Annotated in this window: 21 protein-coding genes; 20 read left to right on the top strand and 1 reads right to left on the bottom strand. The window is 71.8% G+C overall.

Annotated features, from left to right (window positions below; all coding sequences use genetic code 11):
* Positions 1–704 precede the first annotated feature (704 nt).
* Complete coding sequence (locus ACL02U_RS31780; RefSeq protein WP_412794469.1) at positions 705–1,253, top strand: nuclease-related domain-containing protein; 549 nt, start codon at positions 705–707, stop codon at positions 1,251–1,253.
* Here ACL02U_RS31780 and ACL02U_RS31775 read toward each other — a convergent pair whose 3' ends face one another.
* A complete protein-coding gene (locus ACL02U_RS31775) occupies positions 1,254–2,012 on the bottom strand; it encodes a GntR family transcriptional regulator (RefSeq protein ID WP_412794468.1) in 759 nt (252 codons plus the stop codon). It abuts the gene before it with no gap.
* 186 nt (positions 2,013–2,198) lie between these two features.
* Between ACL02U_RS31775 and ACL02U_RS31770 the strand changes: the two genes are divergently transcribed.
* From ACL02U_RS31770 to fbaA, 19 genes are all read left to right on the top strand, one after another.
* The gene (locus tag ACL02U_RS31770; protein WP_412794467.1) at positions 2,199–2,528 is read left to right on the top strand and encodes a hypothetical protein; all 330 of its coding nucleotides are present in this window, start codon (positions 2,199–2,201) and stop codon (positions 2,526–2,528) included.
* 2 nt (positions 2,529–2,530) lie between these two features.
* The gene (locus tag ACL02U_RS31765; protein WP_412794466.1) at positions 2,531–3,871 is read left to right on the top strand and encodes an FtsK/SpoIIIE domain-containing protein; all 1,341 of its coding nucleotides are present in this window, start codon (positions 2,531–2,533) and stop codon (positions 3,869–3,871) included.
* Between the two features lie 17 nt (positions 3,872–3,888).
* On the top strand, positions 3,889–4,068 hold the full coding sequence (locus ACL02U_RS31760) for a hypothetical protein (RefSeq protein WP_412794465.1): 180 nt from the start codon (positions 3,889–3,891) through the stop codon (positions 4,066–4,068).
* A 5-nt stretch (positions 4,069–4,073) separates the two neighbouring features.
* Positions 4,074–4,751, top strand: a complete 678-nt coding sequence (locus ACL02U_RS31755; protein ID WP_412794464.1) for a DUF2637 domain-containing protein — start codon at positions 4,074–4,076, stop codon at positions 4,749–4,751.
* 22 nt (positions 4,752–4,773) lie between these two features.
* On the top strand, positions 4,774–4,959 hold the full coding sequence (locus ACL02U_RS31750) for a mobile element transfer protein (RefSeq protein ID WP_412794463.1): 186 nt from the start codon (positions 4,774–4,776) through the stop codon (positions 4,957–4,959).
* A 17-nt stretch (positions 4,960–4,976) separates the two neighbouring features.
* Positions 4,977–5,300 (top strand): SpdD protein, encoded by a 324-nt coding sequence (locus ACL02U_RS31745; protein ID WP_412794462.1) that lies wholly within the window; start codon positions 4,977–4,979, stop codon positions 5,298–5,300.
* A gap of 95 nt (positions 5,301–5,395) precedes the next feature.
* Positions 5,396–5,578 carry a hypothetical protein gene (locus ACL02U_RS31740; RefSeq protein ID WP_412794461.1) on the top strand — a complete coding sequence of 61 codons (183 nt, stop codon included), beginning with the start codon at positions 5,396–5,398 and terminating at the stop codon, positions 5,576–5,578.
* 5 nt (positions 5,579–5,583) lie between these two features.
* Positions 5,584–5,754, top strand: a complete 171-nt coding sequence (locus ACL02U_RS31735; protein ID WP_412794460.1) for a hypothetical protein — start codon at positions 5,584–5,586, stop codon at positions 5,752–5,754.
* On the top strand, positions 5,751–5,993 hold the full coding sequence (locus ACL02U_RS31730; RefSeq protein WP_412794459.1) for a hypothetical protein: 243 nt from the start codon (positions 5,751–5,753) through the stop codon (positions 5,991–5,993). The genes ACL02U_RS31735 and ACL02U_RS31730 overlap by 4 nt, the downstream gene beginning before the upstream one ends.
* Complete coding sequence (gene repSA, locus ACL02U_RS31725) at positions 5,990–7,396, top strand: replication initiator protein RepSA (protein ID WP_412794458.1); 1,407 nt, start codon at positions 5,990–5,992, stop codon at positions 7,394–7,396. Before ACL02U_RS31730 ends, repSA begins: the two co-directional genes overlap by 4 nt.
* A 47-nt stretch (positions 7,397–7,443) precedes the next feature.
* The gene (locus tag ACL02U_RS31720) at positions 7,444–7,590 is read left to right on the top strand and encodes a helix-turn-helix domain-containing protein (RefSeq protein WP_412794470.1); all 147 of its coding nucleotides are present in this window, start codon (positions 7,444–7,446) and stop codon (positions 7,588–7,590) included.
* Complete coding sequence (locus ACL02U_RS31715; RefSeq protein ID WP_412794457.1) at positions 7,590–8,840, top strand: tyrosine-type recombinase/integrase; 1,251 nt, start codon at positions 7,590–7,592, stop codon at positions 8,838–8,840. The genes ACL02U_RS31720 and ACL02U_RS31715 overlap by 1 nt, the downstream gene beginning before the upstream one ends.
* A 202-nt stretch (positions 8,841–9,042) precedes the next feature.
* Positions 9,043–9,378 carry a hypothetical protein gene (locus ACL02U_RS31710; RefSeq protein ID WP_412794456.1) on the top strand — a complete coding sequence of 112 codons (336 nt, stop codon included), beginning with the start codon at positions 9,043–9,045 and terminating at the stop codon, positions 9,376–9,378.
* A 472-nt stretch (positions 9,379–9,850) separates the two neighbouring features.
* Positions 9,851–10,369, top strand: a complete 519-nt coding sequence (locus ACL02U_RS31705; protein WP_412794455.1) for a DUF2617 family protein — start codon at positions 9,851–9,853, stop codon at positions 10,367–10,369.
* Between the two features lie 104 nt (positions 10,370–10,473).
* Positions 10,474–12,111, top strand: coding sequence for a polyamine aminopropyltransferase (locus ACL02U_RS31700; RefSeq protein ID WP_412794454.1), 1,638 nt, complete (start codon positions 10,474–10,476; stop codon positions 12,109–12,111).
* 276 nt (positions 12,112–12,387) lie between these two features.
* A complete protein-coding gene (locus tag ACL02U_RS31695; protein WP_412794453.1) occupies positions 12,388–13,470 on the top strand; it encodes an SRPBCC family protein in 1,083 nt (360 codons plus the stop codon).
* Between the two features lie 251 nt (positions 13,471–13,721).
* Positions 13,722–14,510 carry an aldose 1-epimerase gene (locus ACL02U_RS31690; protein ID WP_412794452.1) on the top strand — a complete coding sequence of 263 codons (789 nt, stop codon included), beginning with the start codon at positions 13,722–13,724 and terminating at the stop codon, positions 14,508–14,510.
* 10 nt (positions 14,511–14,520) lie between these two features.
* On the top strand, positions 14,521–15,090 hold the full coding sequence (gene pyrE, locus ACL02U_RS31685) for an orotate phosphoribosyltransferase (protein ID WP_412794451.1): 570 nt from the start codon (positions 14,521–14,523) through the stop codon (positions 15,088–15,090).
* Positions 15,091–15,224: 134 nt separating this feature from the next.
* The gene (gene fbaA / locus ACL02U_RS31680) at positions 15,225–16,256 is read left to right on the top strand and encodes a class II fructose-bisphosphate aldolase (RefSeq protein WP_412794450.1); all 1,032 of its coding nucleotides are present in this window, start codon (positions 15,225–15,227) and stop codon (positions 16,254–16,256) included.
* The last annotated feature ends 187 nt before the right edge of the window (positions 16,257–16,443 follow it).

Here is a 16,443-nt window from a genome sequence, read left to right as displayed (position 1 = left end):
TCGAGGCATTCGTGACGTCTGCCGGCGAGAAGCTACGGAGTACCGACAGCGGCGCCCCTGTCGCAGTCGATCCGGTGACGGAAGCCACCACCCCGTTGAGCTGACCCTGGCTCAACCCACCACCCTCCTCAGCTCCCATCCCGTACGCCGTCGACCCACACACCGTGGAGCAGGCGTGGTTCATGGCGTCCAGGTGGAGCGCGCCACTGTACGAACGACCTGGACGCCATGGGCCGCGTCTGCTCGGCTCCGCCTGGGTCGATGGTGTGCGGGATGGGAGCTCCCCGCATCCGCCACGATGGACCCGCGGTCGGCGACGGCGCCCCCTCCATCCCGGTGCCGGCCGATCCCCCGCCGGAGGCATCGTCTTTGACCGCGCCCCGTTCTATGCGGTGATCGACTCATGGCGTCCGGCCCTATCCATGTGTGGGCGCGCGTCGGCGCAGCGTGGGCGGAGCGGGCCGGAGGCAGGAGCGGCGCCCGCAGCGGAGCCGGGAGCGCGCCCGGCGGAGCGGAGCGCAGCCGGGGCTTGATGAGGTAGAGAAACCTGTAACAACCCGTGGCCGATACGGGCCTTGGCGCAGGTCACGCCCCCGTGATGGTCTGACGACAAAGGGCACGTGCGAGGGGGCAGGGTGGAGCCGCTACCGGATGACTTGGCGCGGAATCGGCCGGGCGACGCGGTGCGCCGCAGGATCCGAGAGTTGCAGCCGAACCCGGTGCTGAGGCTGGTTGATCGCTGGCGTCCTGGTTCGGAGATCCGTAGGTGGGCGGACGGACTCACCGGGGAGCGGGTCACCGGTCGGAAGTTGGACAAGCTCCGGGGGCGCGGTTGGTACACCCTCCATGCCATCCAGTGGGCGAGCGGCACGGACATTGATCATCTTGCCATCGGCCCTGCCGGCGTCTTGTCGATCAACTCCAAACGGCACCCGGGGAAAGCCGTCTGGTACGGCGATGCCGCCCTCACGATCAATGGCAGCACGACCCGTCACATCGCGGCCAGTCAGTCAGAGGCCCGGCGGGTCTCGCGCGTCTTGTCCAGGCGTTGCGGTGTCGACGTTCCCGTCCGCCCGGTGATTTCCGTCGTGCATGCAGCGAAGCTGAAGGTCAAGCGTGCCAACCCTCCGGTGCTCGTCCTGGCAGTCGAAGACCTGGGCCGGGTGCTGTCGGGGCTGTCGCCGGTGCTCTCAACCGACCAAGTGGCGCGTATCTACGGCGTGGCACGGGAGGCTCGGACCTGGGCTGGTTGATCAGGCGTCGAAGTCGTACTCCAACACGTACGCGGCAGAGTCGAGGGTCATCTCGTTGACCTCGACCGGGCGTCCTTCGTCCGCGAACGCCGTACGGCAAATCATGATCACGGGAGTGCCCATGGAGAGCTGGAGGCGCCCGGCTTCCTCCCGCGACGGCATCCGAGATCGGATCTCCTCGCGGAAGTGGACGGGCTTGTATCCAAGCTCGGCCAGACGGGCGTAGGTCCCGCCAGGGCCGGTGTCCTCCTGTGTGATCGCCGACCCCGCCACCAGGTCGGCCGGCAGGTAGGACGTGGCCAACAGGACGGGCTTGTCATCCAGAACGAAACGGCGGCTGCGCACGCACACCGGCGCGTCGGCCGCGATGCCGAGTACCTGACTGATCCGTTCGGGTGACGCTGCCTCGTAGACCTGCACCTGGTCGACCACCAGCGTGCGGTCCTCGATGTCCGCGGACCAGACGGACCGCCCCGAACCCCACTGGCCACGGGACAACCGTTGAATGCCTCGCCGCCTGAGCGGCTTGAAGGCCCGCACGAACACGCCGGCCCCCTTGCGGGACTCGGCAAGACCTTCGTTCTGCAGCACGCCGAGTGCCTGCCGCGCCGTCATGCGGGCCACCTCGTACGTGGCCATCAGGTCGTTCTCTCCTGGTAGCCGATCACCGGGGCCGTACTCGCCGGCTTGAATCGCTGCCCTCAGTTCGTCGGCAATGCGCTGGTACTTCGGCTGGCGTCCGCTGCCCTGGGTGGCCATGTGATCCCTCCTTTCCTCTCTAGACACCTTAGAGGCCATCGCGTCTTCGCCCCAACCGTCGGCTCGCCTCGGTAGCCGACCTGAAACATCTCTAGAGACGTGTTGACATCTCTAGAGATCTGCCGTTCCATGGGGTCATCTCTAGAGAGGTTGCCAAAGGGGCGCCTCACAGATGAGGGGACTGCCATGCCGTCGTTCAAGATCGACCTCTCGACCGCCGTGGTGTTCGTGGCGACTGCTCCGGAACCGAAGATGGCGAACAAGAAGACCGGTGAGCGGGCCGTGGACCGGGACACCGGTGCGGGCCTGTCGACGGTGGGCCTGCTGGTCTCGGACGAGGGGGAGGGGAACCTCTACCAGGTCACCATCCCGGAGACGGGCTACCCGGAGGGCCTGACGCCGGGCATGCCCGTGAAGGTGGTCGGTCTGAAGGCCCGGGACTGGGAGAACGAGTTCAACGGCCAGAAGCGGCACGGGATCTCGTTCCGCGCGGTCGCGATCACCTCGGCGGCCTGACCATGACCGACCTGTCCATGGTGCTGGAGGCCACGGGCGCTCTCGCGGGGGTCGGTGGTCTCGGCTACGCGAAGGTACGCGCGCCGCGCGTGTACTGGTCGCTGGTCGGGCTGCCGGTCACCTGGGGCCGGTTCACCCTGTCCTACCGCTCGACGATGGACGTGTGCGGGCTGACTGTGCAGCCGAGCCGGCTGCGGGCCTTCGTCACCCGGAACGTGGCCCGCCGTGAGGTGCTGCCTGTCCCGCCGAAGGTGCGCCGGGTGCGCGGTACGTCCACGGGGCTGCGGGTGACGCTGCGGCTTCCTGCCGGCTTGGAGCCGGGTGACCTGGTGGTGGCGTCGGAGCGGTTGCGGCACGCCTGGGGTGTGCACTCGGTGACCGTCGCCGAGACTCGCCCCGGGTACGTGGAACTGCGGATGACCGGCTATGACGTGCTGCGTCAGGTGCGGATGCCGCGTGGCGCCCGTCCCGTCGGCTTGGTGGTGCCGGTGGCGTTACGGGAGGACGGGACCGCGTTCGTGCGGGACTACCGCGCGGTGCCGATGGCGCTGACGCTGGGCGCGAACAACTCGGGCAAGTCGGTGTATCAGCGCAACCTGATCAAGGGCCTGGCCGGGCTGCCGGTGGCGCTGGTCGGCATTGACTGCAAGCGCGGGGTGGAGCACTCGGCGTATGCGCCGCGGTTGTCGGCCCTGGCCACCACCCCGGACGATGCCGCCGCGCTGCTGGACGTCCTGGTCGCCGAGATGGAATCCCGCTTCGACCTGCTGAGCCGTCACGGCGTCTCCGACGTGTGGGACCTGCCCGAACGGCTGCGCCCGGTACCGGTCGTCGTCCTGGTGGACGAGGTCGCGGAACTCTTCCTGATCGCCTCCAAGAAGGACGAGGAACGCCGGGAACGGATCGTGACCGCGTTGATCCGCCTCGCGCAGATGGCCCGCGCGGTCGGGATCTACCTGGAGGTGTGCGGGCAGCGCTTCGGCTCCGAGCTGGGCAAGGGCGCCACGATGCTGCGCGCGCAGCTCACCGGCCGGGTCGTGCACCGGGTCAACGACAAGCAGACCGCCGAAATGGGATTGGCGGACGTGGCCCCGGACGCCGTGGTGGCGGCCTCGCTGATCCCGGCGGAACGGCCCGGAACGGCGGTCGCCGCGGACTCCTCCGGCGGCTGGACGAAGATCCGCACCCCGCACACCACCCGCGACGAAGCCATGGCGGCGTGCAGGGAGTTCGCCCGCCTCGTCCCCGACCTACCCGCCCTGAACCGCTTCCGCCCGCACGTGCCCGCCGACGCCCTCAAACCGGGTCCGTCGCTGGTCAAGCCGCTACCCGTCACGGACTGAAAAAAGGGGGACTCGTCATGGCCACGCGCAAGAACACCAAGCCCAAGTCGGTGCCCTGCTCCGACTGCGACGGCAAGGGCGAGATCGCCGAAACCGTCCGGGTCGGCGCCCGCAAGGGCCGCGCCACCGACAACCAGCAAGCCGCCCTGTGCCTGACCTGCTGGGGCACCGGCAACGCACCGACCGACGGGGAGTGACCGCCATGAGTCGTTCGCTGCGCCCGGATGCCGTCCTCATCCAAGCCGTGATCGCCGGTGCGCTGTCCTTCGCTCACCTGCACGACCTCGCGGCGGCGGCCGGGCAGTCCGGATGGAAGGCGTGGGCCTACCCCGTCTCGGTAGACCTGCTCCTCGTCGCCTCCTGGCGAAGGCTGCGCGCCGGTCGGGACCGCTCGTCCTGGACCTGGTTCGCCATCGCCCTCGCCGCGTCCCTCGGCGCGAACGTCGCCACTGCCGGCCTGCTCGACCTGACCGACGTGCCTGCCTGGCTGCGCATCCTCGTCGCCGGCTGGCCTGCGCTTGCCTTCCTCGGCGGCACCCTCCTCGTCCACGCACCCAACCCGGACCCGACCACTCCCGACCCGGACGCCTGCTCGGAGCGTGAGGAGCCGATGGTGCCGGAAGTCGAGATGCACCGCACCGACACCCAGAGCCCGGAACCGGTCCCCGCCCCGGCGGCGCCTGAGCTGGCCCCGGCACCACCCAAGCCGCCCGCCGGCACCCCGGCTGTTCCGCCGGCCCTGCTCGACCACGCCCGCTCAATCGCCGACGCCCACCGCACCACGACGGGTGAGCCGATCACCGCCGACGCACTCACCGCCCGGCTCGGCCTGCCCGCCCCGACCTGCCAAGCCATCGCCGCACAACTCCAACTCACATGACCTGGAAGGGAGGTGAACCCTCGTGCGCCCGAACCGCTTCTACGACGTGATCCGCATCGGCCCGGTCAAGGTCGGCTCCCACCACAACGGCCGTGGCCAGACCCGACACACCGCCGCCTGCACCGTCCCCGGCTGCGGCTTCTCCACCGAACACCGCGACCGCTCCGCCGCCGAACTCTCCGCCCGCACCCACCGCTGCACCCCCTGACCAAAGGAGGAAGCTCCGTGTTCACCCCGAAATACCCGCCCCCGGACACCACGCCCACGGCACCGGCCCCGGCGCCCACGACCGACCACACCCCGACCACGCCCAACCCGACTCCGGCCGTTCCGGCGCCGGTCGTCTCGGCTGTGGTCTCGAACAGGCCCACGGTCCAACTCACCCCGGGCAGCGCCCTCGCCCTCGCCGCCGGTGGCGCCGGGGTGGTCCTCGTCGTCGGCGCGGTGCTGGTGTCCATGCTCCTCGCCGTCGCCATCACCGGCGTCTCCGTAGCCGTCGTCGCGGTCGTCCTGCGCCTGCTCATCAAGGACCTGCACAACCACCGCTGAACGGCCCCCGGAGCGGCCTCGGTCGCCAAACTTCCGCCGCTCCGGGCGCCTGCACCCCTCATCAGATCCAACGGACCCGAAAGGGAGAGCCCATCATGCCCCAGCACGCCCCGAAGCTGCGCGTCTGCCGCGACTGCGACGGCTTCGCCACCGCCGCCATCACCACCGGCACCCGCCACCCGGACGGTACCCGCGCCACCCTCACCATCACCTGCCCGACCTGCAAGGGCACCGGTCACACCACCCCCACCGCCGACCTGTCCCGCGCCGGACGGTGACCGCCGTGACGCTCCTGAACTGGCGCTCCGCCGACCACTACGACCCGACCGGCGACAAGCCCTGCGTGCTCTGCACCAAGCCCACCCCGCTGCGCTCTGAGCGCGGCAAACCCGTCCACAAGGTGTGCGCGGAGCAGTGGACCGACGCCCACACCCCGAAGGAGGACAAGCAGTGAAGTCCTTCACCGCCTCGGCGCACCTGGAACCGGACAGCACCTACCGCGTGAGCGTCTTCGGCGACAACGACGACACCGGATGCTTCGTCAGCCTCTGCATCGGCGGCCAGTGGGTCGACGTCGCGCTCATCGCCCGACCCGGCACCGCCGACGCCCTGCGCGCCCTCGCCCGCGCCGCCGACGAAGCCGCCACGGCCCTCGACCAGATCGCCCACCCTGCCGCGGACGGTGACATGTGACCGACACCGCCACCGCGGCGGGCCTGGACCCGGCCACCCTCGCTGACGTGCTGAGGCTGGCCGGGTCCACCGGCTTCGACCGCATCCAAGACCAGATCCGCCGTACCGGCGGCTGCACCGACCCCATCCGCTTGCAAGGCTCCACCGTCACCCGCGACCGCCAGACCGGGCACGTCCTGCACGCCTACTCCACCGACACCGAACCCGGCGGCGTCCTGCGCCTGGCCTGCGGCAACCGCCGCGCCTCGCGCTGCCCGTCCTGCGCCTGGACCTACGCCGGGGACACCTACCACCTCATCCGGGCCGGCCTCGTCGGCGACCCCGCCAAGGGCACCCCGCACACCATCCGCGACCACCCGCGCGTCTTCGCCACCCTCACCGCCCCCTCGTTCGGCCCGGTCCACAACCGGCCCGGCAACCGGCCCTGCCGCTGCGGTGCCCGCCACGCTGAAGGTGCTCCCGAGCTGGGCACCCCGCTCGACCCGGACACCTACGACTACGCGGGGGCGGTGCTGTGGAACAACCACGCCTCCGACCTGTGGCGCTACTTCACGATCTACCTGCGCCGCGAGATCGCCCGCCGCGCCGGTCTCACCCAGAAGGCTGCATGCGAGCAGTCGCGGGTCTCCTTCGGCAAGGTCGCCGAGTACCAGAAACGCGGCGCCGTCCACTTCCATGCCGTGATCCGCTTCGACGGCCCCGACGGGCCTGACGACCCCCCGCCGGCCTGGGCCACCCTCGACCTGCTCACCGACGCCATCCATGCCGCCGCCGGCCGCGTGATCGTCGACGTCGCCCCGTCCGGCGACCAGCCCGCCCGCAGCCTCACGTGGGGCACGCAGCTCGACGTACGCCCCATCCGGGCCTTCAACGACGGGCAGGAGATCACCGAACAGGCCGTGGCCTCCTACGTCGCCAAGTACGCCACCAAAGCCGCCGAGACCACCGGCACCGTCGACCGCCGCATCGGCAACAAGGAAGCCCTCGCCCTACTCGGCGTGCCCGACCACCCCGCCCGGCTCATCGCTGCATGCCTTGACCTGCACGCCCTCTACCCCGACCGGAAGTTACGCGACTGGGCCCACATGTTGGGCTTCCGCGGCCACTTCTCCACCCGCTCCCGCCGCTACTCCACCACCCTCGGCGCCCTCCGCCAGAACCGTGCCGACTACCGCGCAGCCCAGCAACGCCAAGCGCTCGGCCTGCCCGACCCCGACTCCGACGACGAGACGGAGGCAACCACGTTCACCCTCGCCCACTGGACCTACGCCGGACACGGTCACACCCCCGGCGAATCCTGGCTCGCCGCCAACATCCGCCGCGACATCCAACACAACCGCGAAGCCGCACGTGAGGCGCTTGCAGATGGGTCTGCCTCGGAGGCCTGGGAGGTGGGCGCGTGAAGCGGTCGCTTCCCACTCACTACCTGACCCCGGAAGACCTTGTGGTCATGCTGCGCCTGCCGAGCGTGGAGACGGTCTACCAGTGGCGCCGCAAGGGCGTCGGGCCTCGTGGCTTCCGGGTCGGCCGGCACCTCCGGTTCGATCCGGAGGACGTGAGCGCCTGGGTTGAGTCCCTGATGGAAGGGGCCGCCTGATGGCCGGGCACATCCAAGACCGCTGGTACAGGGCCGAGAAGGGTCCGAACGGCAAGTCCGTCAAGGTCAAGACCGACCGATACGGCACGGGGATGCGCTACCGGGCTCGCTACGTCGGACCCGACGGCTCGGAGAAGTCGAAGAGCTTTCCCGACGGGAAGAAGCGTCTCGCCGAGAAGTGGCTGAGCGCTATCGAGACGGACATGACGCGCGGTCAGTACACCGACCCCAAGTCCGTGCGGGTCACGTTCCGCCAGTACGCCGATAAGTGGTTGGAGAGCAGGACTCCGAGCCCGATGACCCGGAAGGAACTCGGCCGGCGACTGCGTCTGCACGTGTACCCGGTGTTCGGCCCCCGGCCGGTCGGGACCTTCCGGCCCGAGCACATCAGGGAGCTTCTTGCCGTGCTGGAAGCGAAGCCCGGTGTGAGTGCGTCCTACGCCCGGAACATCTTCGCGGACGTCCAATCGGTCCTGTCCGCCGCTGTCGACGACTCGCTGTTGTTGCGTAACCCGTGCGGTGCGCGGACCGTTCGGCGACCCAAGCCAGACGCGCACCCCGTAGTCCCATGGACGCACGACCAGGTGTTCGGCGTTCGAGCGGCACTTCTGGAGCGGTATCAGGCGATGGTCGATGTCGGCGCCGGATGCGGGCTGCGGCAGGGGGAGGTGTTCGGGCTTGCAGAGGACGCCATCGATGCCGGCGGGCGCACGCTCCACGTGGTCCGGCAGATCAAGCACGTGGAAGGGCACCCGGTGTTCGCGCTTCCCAAGGGCCGCAAGAAGCGAGACGTGCCGTTGCCCGACTCCGTGGCGGAAGCCCTTCGTGCGCACATGGACGCCTTCAAGCCTGTGGAGATCACGTTGCCGTGGGACGTGCCAGAGGGGCCGAAGGTGTCCGCGCGGCTGATCTTCACTGCTGAGCAAGGGGGCATGGTGTGGCGGAGCAACTTCAACGGCAAGGAGTGGAAGCCCGCTCTCGCGGCGGCTGGTCTGATCCCGGAAGCGGATGAGCACGGCAAGTACGAGTCGGCGCGTGAGCACGGCATGCACGCCCTGCGGCACTTCTACGCTTCCGCGTTGCTGGACGCCGGTGAGAACATCAAGGCGGTCAGCGAGTACATGGGACATGCTGACCCGGCGCTGACGCTGCGGGTGTATGCCCACCTGATGCCGGACAGTCGTGAGCGTGCGCGCCGCGCCATCGACTCGGTGTTTGAGCGGGGCGTTCACGAAGATCACGGCCCGTAGACGGCCCAGTGAGACCCAGACGGCCCCTGACTTGTGCTTCGGTGCAGGTCAGGGGCCTTTTCCATGCCATGACCCTCAGATCTTCCTCAACTCTGCTTTGAGCTTCCGTGCGGCCGGGCATCTCTCGTTCACGCACCGAGCGAGGCGCCCGCGGGGGCTGCTTCGGGGGATTCCGGTTCATTCGGAGGGGAGGTGGCGCCACGTGGGGACTCTCGGCGTCATCCTGGCAGTGGTCTGCGTCGTGGTGGTGATCTTCGTGGTGGCCCGCAGCGGCGCCAAGCAGCCCGCCGGGACAGGCAAGAGGGCCGGCAGCAGGGTCAACAGCGGAGGCCGCGGCGGTAGCTGGTGGGCGGGGGCCGACGCCGGGGCGTCCGCGAGCGGCGGTCACCGGCACCACGGGCACCACGGGCACGACGGTGGCCATCACGGCCACCACGACCACTCCTGCGGCGGCGGATCGTCCTGCGGAGGGGGCTCGTCCTGCGGAGGCGGGTCGTCCTGCGGAGGAGGAGGGGGCGGATGCGGGGGAGGCAGCTGACACGGGGCAGCTGAGCTCCAGTAGGGGGAACCGTATCCGGATCGCGGGGCCCGGTCCTGGGCCGGGCCCCGCGATCATGTGCCGGCCGGCCCGGTGCCACGGCCAAGCATGTGCCGGAACCGGGAAGCGCGGCCACCGGGGCGGCGGCCGTTCGCCGCGGTCGCGGGGCGGCGTGTGCACGGGGGTGCCGTCCACAGGGGCCTTGCGCGGAGCCGCCGTTCACGGCCCTTGAACCGCAGGGAAGTTGAACAGTTGAGCTGTAGGGCCCTCTGAGGGATGGAAACCCTCCGAAGTTGGGTAAAAGCGCTTTGGCGGCGCCACAGTTCGTGATTCTCTCTCCCTCACCACCCCAGCCCCTCGGACGTCCGGTGCGGACCCCCTTCCGACCGGGCTGACCGGGGGCGATCTCCCTGGCCGACCGGGGTGCGCCGGACCATCCCCCTCCTTCTTTGCGTGCTAGCGGAGCCCATCCATGCTCACGACCCTGACCACGTCCTACACCGACACGCGCGCGGCCGACCTCGCCTGGGCCCTGGGGCGCGAACCACTACCCGCGCTGGCCACCCTCGACCTCGACCTGCTGGACACGAAACTCCAGTTGAGACTTCTGGGAGCGTCGCACCAGGTGCTCCTGGAGGAGGAACGGGGTACCTGCTCGGAGACGGTCGCCTGCATCCCCGGCAGCAGCACACCGCTGCCCCTCGGCGTCGCCAAGCGGGTCGGCGAGTGGGAGTACGAGTTCGCCGCGCGGGTCGAGGTGCTGACACCGGGCCTGTTCGCCGGGCGCGCGCAGGAACTGCTGGCCCTGGTCGCCGACCACCCCCACAGCCTCGCCGGGGTGTTCCCCGGGAGCCCGAACGCCTTCACCGCGATGCTCGCCCAGCGCCACGAGGGCCAGGTGCACTGGCGCACCTGGCACGCCTACCCGCAGGACGGGCAACTGGTCGCCACCCGAACCCGGGTGGGCACCCGGGTACCCGCGGCGCTCTGACCACCGGGCTCGGCCCACTGGTGACAACCGCGCAAACACCAGCGCACCAACACCACACGTGTGGGTGACGAAGCCCCCCGATGCTCTGACGTAACGTCACAGACGTGATCGAACCGCACGCGCCCGCCCGACCCGGCACCACGCCGAACCGGGACGGCCGCGCGGCGCTGCCGGTCCGCCCGGGCACCGGGCGGTTCCTGGTCCTCGCGTGCGTCTTCGTCTGCGCCGCCTGCGGGCTGGTGTACGAGCTGGAACTGGTCGCGCTCGCCTCGTACCTGATCGGCGACTCGGTCACCCAGGCGAGCATCGTGCTGTCCGTCATGGTGTTCGCGATGGGGATCGGCTCCCTCGCCGCCAAACGCCTGCGCCGGCACGCCGCCGCCGGCTTCGCCGCGGTGGAGGCGGTGCTCGCACTCGTCGGCGGATGCAGCGCCCTCGCCCTGTACGCCGTGTTCGCCTGGACGGGCGGCTGGGGCGGCCTCTGGGCGGACGGCCCGCGCTGCCTCCTGGTCGCCTTCTCGCTCACCATCGGCCTGCTCATCGGCGCCGAGGTGCCGCTGCTGATGGAGCTGATCCAGCGGATCCGCCGCCAGGACGCGGGCGGCGCGGTCGCCGACCTGTTCGCCGCGGACTACGTGGGCGCCCTGATCGGCGGACTGGCGTTCCCGTTCCTGCTGCTGCCCTTCCTGGGCCAGCTCACCACCTCCCTGGTCACCGGAGCGGTCAACGCGGCAGCCGGAGGGTCGCTGGTCCTGGGCCTGTTCCGGCGCGACCTCACCCGCCGCAGGTGCCGGCTGCTGCTGGTGGCCAACCTCGCCGTGCTCGCCGTGCTGGCCTGCGCGGCGGCCCTCGCCGACGACTTCGAGCGGGCCGCGCGGCACGCGCTGTACGGCGCCGACGTACGGGTCGCCGTGCGCACCGACGGGCAGGAGGTCGTCCTCAGCGGCGGCACCCGCGGACAACCCCTCGGCCTGTTCCTGGACGGGCGGCTCCGCGTCGGCGGTCGCGACGAGCGCCGCTACCACGAGGCCCTGGTCCACCCGGCGATGAGCGGGCCGCACGCACGGGTGCTCGTCCTCGGCGGCGGCGACGGGCTGGCCGTGCGGGAGGTGCTCCGCCATCCGGGCGTCCGCCGGGTCGACGTCGTCGAACGCGACCCGGCCGTGGTCCGGCTCGCCCGCAACGACCCGGCGCTGTCCCGCCTCAACGGGCACGCCTACGGCGACCCGCGCGTCCACGTCGCGATCGGCGACGTCTTCCGCCGGCTGCGGGGCGCGCCCGAGGGCGCCTACGACGTCATCGTCTGCGATCTCCCCGACCCGGGCGTCACCACCAGTACGAAGCTGTACACGCAGGAGTTCTACGGGCTCGCCCGGCGGGCACTGGCACCCGGTGGACGCCTGGTGGTGCACGCGGGAGGGGTCGCCGCCCGGCCCCGCGTCTTCTGGACCGTGGAGGCCACCGTCCGCGCCGCCGGACTGCGTACCGCCCCCTACCGTGTCGTCGGCCACGGCAGCGGGCTTCCGCCCGGCCCGGGCCGCGCCGCCGGAACACCCCACGCGCCGGACGACTGGGGCTTCGTCCTCGCCGCCCGCGGCGCCCGCCCGCCGCTGCGCCTGGACCGGGCCGCGCCCCCGCCGCGCACGCTGACCCCGGCGGCCCTGGCCGCGGCCGCGCGGGCGGCGGAACGCACCCGGATCACGGGACTGCCGGCGGCCACGCTGATCCATCCCCGCTACTGAGCCGACGACCGGGCCCGGCGGTGCGCGGTGGAACCGGAGACGCCGGGCCGGTCGGAACGGGTGAAATGAAAGAAATGGGAGGAATGAAGGGAGTTGGAAGGGAATGGGGGGAGGTGGGCCGTGCGGGCCGACCTCGGACGGCGTTCGGGTGTGCGGGGAGGGGACGGGCGGGCTGCGGTGGCGTCGGGTGGGCCGTACGGCCGACGGGAGGGCATCCGGTGCCAATCCCCGGACGCCGGGGTACGCGCGGCCCCGCGCTGGGTAGGCTCCGGAGCTATGGAGCATGAGGTGTTCGTTCCGGTTCCCGGCGAGCGGCTGAGAATGGTGCTGGCCGATCCCGCCCGGGTCGCCCGGGCCGTTCCCGGGCTCCAGCAGGACGCGGGTACCGGACCCGTCGCCGGACGCCTGAAGATGCGCATCGGCAGCCACTCGATCACCTACCGCGGCACCCTGCGGTTCACCGCCCGCGCGGACGGCACCTTCGCGGCCGCGGGCGACGCGGTCGAGTCGCGCGGCACCGGCAAGGTCGAACCGGTCCTCACGGTCCGGGTGGCCGACGCCGAGGGCGGCGCCAGGCTCACGTTCGACGGGTCCGCCACCGCGAGCGGGCGGGTCACCGAGATGCCGGCGGACGCGGTACGCACTGCGGTCATCCGGCTGCTGACCCGATTCGCGGAGCGGCTCGCCGCGCAGGCCGAGACGGAGCGGCCGCTGCCGGAGGCACCCGAGCTGCTGAGCGGCGGAGAGTTCGAGCCGGCCGCGACCTCCGACTTCGAGACCGCACCGGACGCCGAGGACGCCGCGGCCCCACCGCCCGCGCCGGACGCCCACGCCGGCGGTGCCGCCCCGGCACCGGGCGGTGAGGCACCGGGCGGCGAGGCGGACTCCGGTGCGGCGGGCGAAGCGCAGAGCGGGGGAACGGACGAGGCGCAGAGCGGAGGATCGGACGAGGCCGGCGACGGCGCCGCCGGATCCCGCTCGGTCTTCGAGACCGAGGTCCCGCCGCCCTCCCTGGACCCGCTGGCCGACGAGGACGAGTCGCCCGGCTCCGCGGAGGGATCCGAGGAACGTCCCGAGGAGCGCCCCGAGCAGGGGGAGAGCCCCGCCGGCGAACGGCGCCACGAGGAGTCGGAGGGCCCCGCCGGCAGGTCCGTGGCCGAGGCGGCGCACGCCCGGCGGACGATGATCGGGCGCAGCGCGGAGGAGGTCGACCACGCCCCGCCGCGTGGCCGCTACGCCCCCGTGCCGCCCCCGCAGCACGTCACCCCCGGCTCGGCGCTGCGCTGGGCCGCCCCCGCGGCGGCCGTCGCGCTGGCCTCCGCGATCGTGGTCGGGCGCGCGCTGCGGAAACGTCGCTGACCGGCACGTCCGCCCGTCGCCCGCGCCGTCCGCCCGTCGCCCGCGCCGTTCGCCCCTGCCGTTCGCCCCTCGCCCCCGCCGTTCGCACGTCCGCCCGTCGCCCGTGCCGCCCGTCGCCCGCCCGCACGGCGGCGCCCGCCCAGCACCCCCGCCCGGTTCCGCCCGCCCGCATCCGCCCGGCGGGCGCGAAGGGCGGGCGTGACGGGCGGGTGGCCGGTCTGCGCTCTTGATCAGGCCAGTAGGGTCGTCACGTGAGTAACGAAGACATCACACTGACCGCGGGCGACGCGGAGGCGACCGTGCGGCCGGACCACGGCGGCCGGCTCTCGGGACTCCGCGTCGACGGCACGGAACTGCTCCGGCAGGGGGACCGCTACGGCTGCTTCCCGATGGTCCCCTGGTGCGGGCGCATCAGGGACGGCCGCTTCCGGGACGGCGCCGCCGTCCACCAGATGCCGCTGAACTCCCCGCCGCACGCCATCCACGGCACCGCCCGCGACGGCGCCTGGCGGGTCGCCCGCGCCACCGCCGACGAGGCCGTCCTCACGTACGACCTGGTCGAGCCGTGGCCGTACCCCGGTCGCGTCACCCAGGTCGTCGCGCTCGCGCCGGACAGCCTGACACTGACCATGTCCATCGAGACGTACGACTCCTCCTTCCCGGCGCAGATCGGCTGGCACCCGTGGTTCCGGCGGAACCTCGGCGGCGCGGACGTGCGGACGGACTTCGACCCCGCCTGGCAGGAGGAGCGCGGCGACGACCACCTGCCCACCGGCAACCGCATCGACCCCCGGCCCGGCCCGTGGGACGACTGCTTCGGCATGCCGGGAGGCGTGGACGTCACCCTGACCTGGCCGGAGCAGCTGGAGCTGAGGGTGACCGCCGGAGAGGAGTGGGTCGTCGTCTACGACGAGCAGGACGCCGCGGTCTGCGTCGAGCCGCAGACCGGCCCGCCGAACGGCCTGAACACCCTGCCCCGCCTGGTCACACCGCTGCAGCCGCTGGAGGCGGCGACGACCTGGACCTGGCGCCGCCTCTAAGCTGACCGGCATGACGGACGCCAACGAAGCAGCCCCGGACGCGCGCGGCGCGCTGCTGCAGCAGATCAAGGACAAGGCCGTGGTGCACGGCAGGGTGACCCTCTCCTCGGGTCTGGAGGCCGACTACTACATCGACCTCCGCCGCATCACCCTGGACGGCGAGGCCGCCCCGCTGGTCGGGCAGGTGCTGCTCGACCTCACGGCGGACCTCGACTTCGACGCGGTCGGCGGGCTGACCATGGGCGCCGACCCGGTCGCCGCCGCCATGCTGCACGCCGCCGCCGCCCGCGGGCGGCGTCTGGACGCCTTCGTGGTCCGCAAGGCCGCCAAGGCGCACGGCCTGCAGCGGCGCGTGGAGGGCCCGGAGATCAAGGGCCGCCGGGTGCTGGTGGTGGAGGACACCTCCACCACCGGCGGGTCGCCGCTGACGGCCGTCGAGGCGGTGCGCGAGGCCGGCGCCGAGGTCGTGGCCGTCGCGACCATCGTCGACCGGGCGACCGGCGCCGCCGAGAAGATCCGCGAGGGCGCGGGCGTGCCGTACCTGCACGCCTACGCCAAGGACGAGCTGGGTCTGGACTGACCACGGCTCGGACACCCTCATGGACCTTCCGCCCGAGTCTGGGAAGATGGGGCCGACGATGACGTCGCCCCCCAGTTCCAGGTCAGGGCCGTGAGTACGTACCACGCCCACCCGCACATACAAGGAGCGGACAGATGCCCATCGCAACCCCCGAGGTCTACAACGAGATGCTGGACCGGGCGAAGGCAGGCAAGTTCGCCTACCCGGCCATCAACGTGACCTCCTCCCAGACGCTGCACGCGGCTCTGCGCGGTTTCGCGGAGGCGGAGAGCGACGGCATCATCCAGATCTCCACCGGCGGTGCCGAGTTCCTGGGCGGCCAGCACAACAAGGACATGGTCACCGGCGCCGTCGCGCTCGCCGAGTTCGCGCACATCGTCGCGAAGAAGTACGACGTCACCGTCGCGCTGCACACCGACCACTGCCCGAAGGACAAGCTCGACGGGTACGTCCGCCCGCTGCTGGCGGTCTCCGAGGAGCGCGTCGGCCGCGGCGAGAACCCGCTGTTCCAGTCCCACATGTGGGACGGCTCCGCGGAGACCCTCGCCGACAACCTGGACATCGCCCGGGAGCTGCTGGCCCGCGCCGCCGCCGCGAAGATCGTCCTGGAGGTGGAGATCACCCCCACCGGCGGTGAGGAGGACGGCGTCACGCACGAGATCAACGACTCGCTGTACACCACCGTCGACGACGCCCTGCGCACCGCCGAGGCCCTCGGCCTGGGCGAGAAGGGCCGCTACCTGCTGGCCGCGTCCTTCGGCAACGTGCACGGCGTGTACAAGCCGGGCAACGTCGTGCTCCGCCCGGACCTGCTGAAGGACCTCAACGACGGCGTCGCCGCCAAGTACGGCCGCCCGGCCGGCAGCAAGCCGTTCGACTTCGTCTTCCACGGCGGTTCCGGCTCCACCGAGCAGGAGATCCGCACCGCGCTGGAGAACGGCGTCGTGAAGATGAACATCGACACCGACACCCAGTACGCCTTCACGCGTCCCGTCGCCGACCACATGTTCCGGAACTACGACGGCGTCCTGAAGGTCGACGGCGAGGTCGGCAACAAGAAGACCTACGACCCGCGGACCTGGGGCAAGCTCGCCGAGGCGGGCATGGCCGCCCGCGTCGTCGAGGCCTGCGCCAACCTGCGCTCCGCCGGCACGCGGATCAAGTAGCCGGACGGATTGGACGGTACCCCGGGGGCGGGGGCGCGACCGGCGCCCCCCCCCCCGGGCCGTTCCGGCCGGCGCACCCGCGTGGGACGGGCCGAAGCCATGACGGCCATGACGGCCATGACGACTCACGCACCGCGGGCGATCGGGCGTCGGGGGGGGGGGGGGGGGGGGGGGGGGGGGGGGAAAA

The sequence above is a fragment of the Streptomyces sp. MS06 genome (assembly GCF_047200655.1).
Classification (GTDB): Bacteria; Actinomycetota; Actinomycetes; order Streptomycetales; family Streptomycetaceae; genus Streptomyces.
Note: the sequence above shows the minus strand (reverse complement) of the source record. Positions and strands in the feature narration are given on the sequence as shown.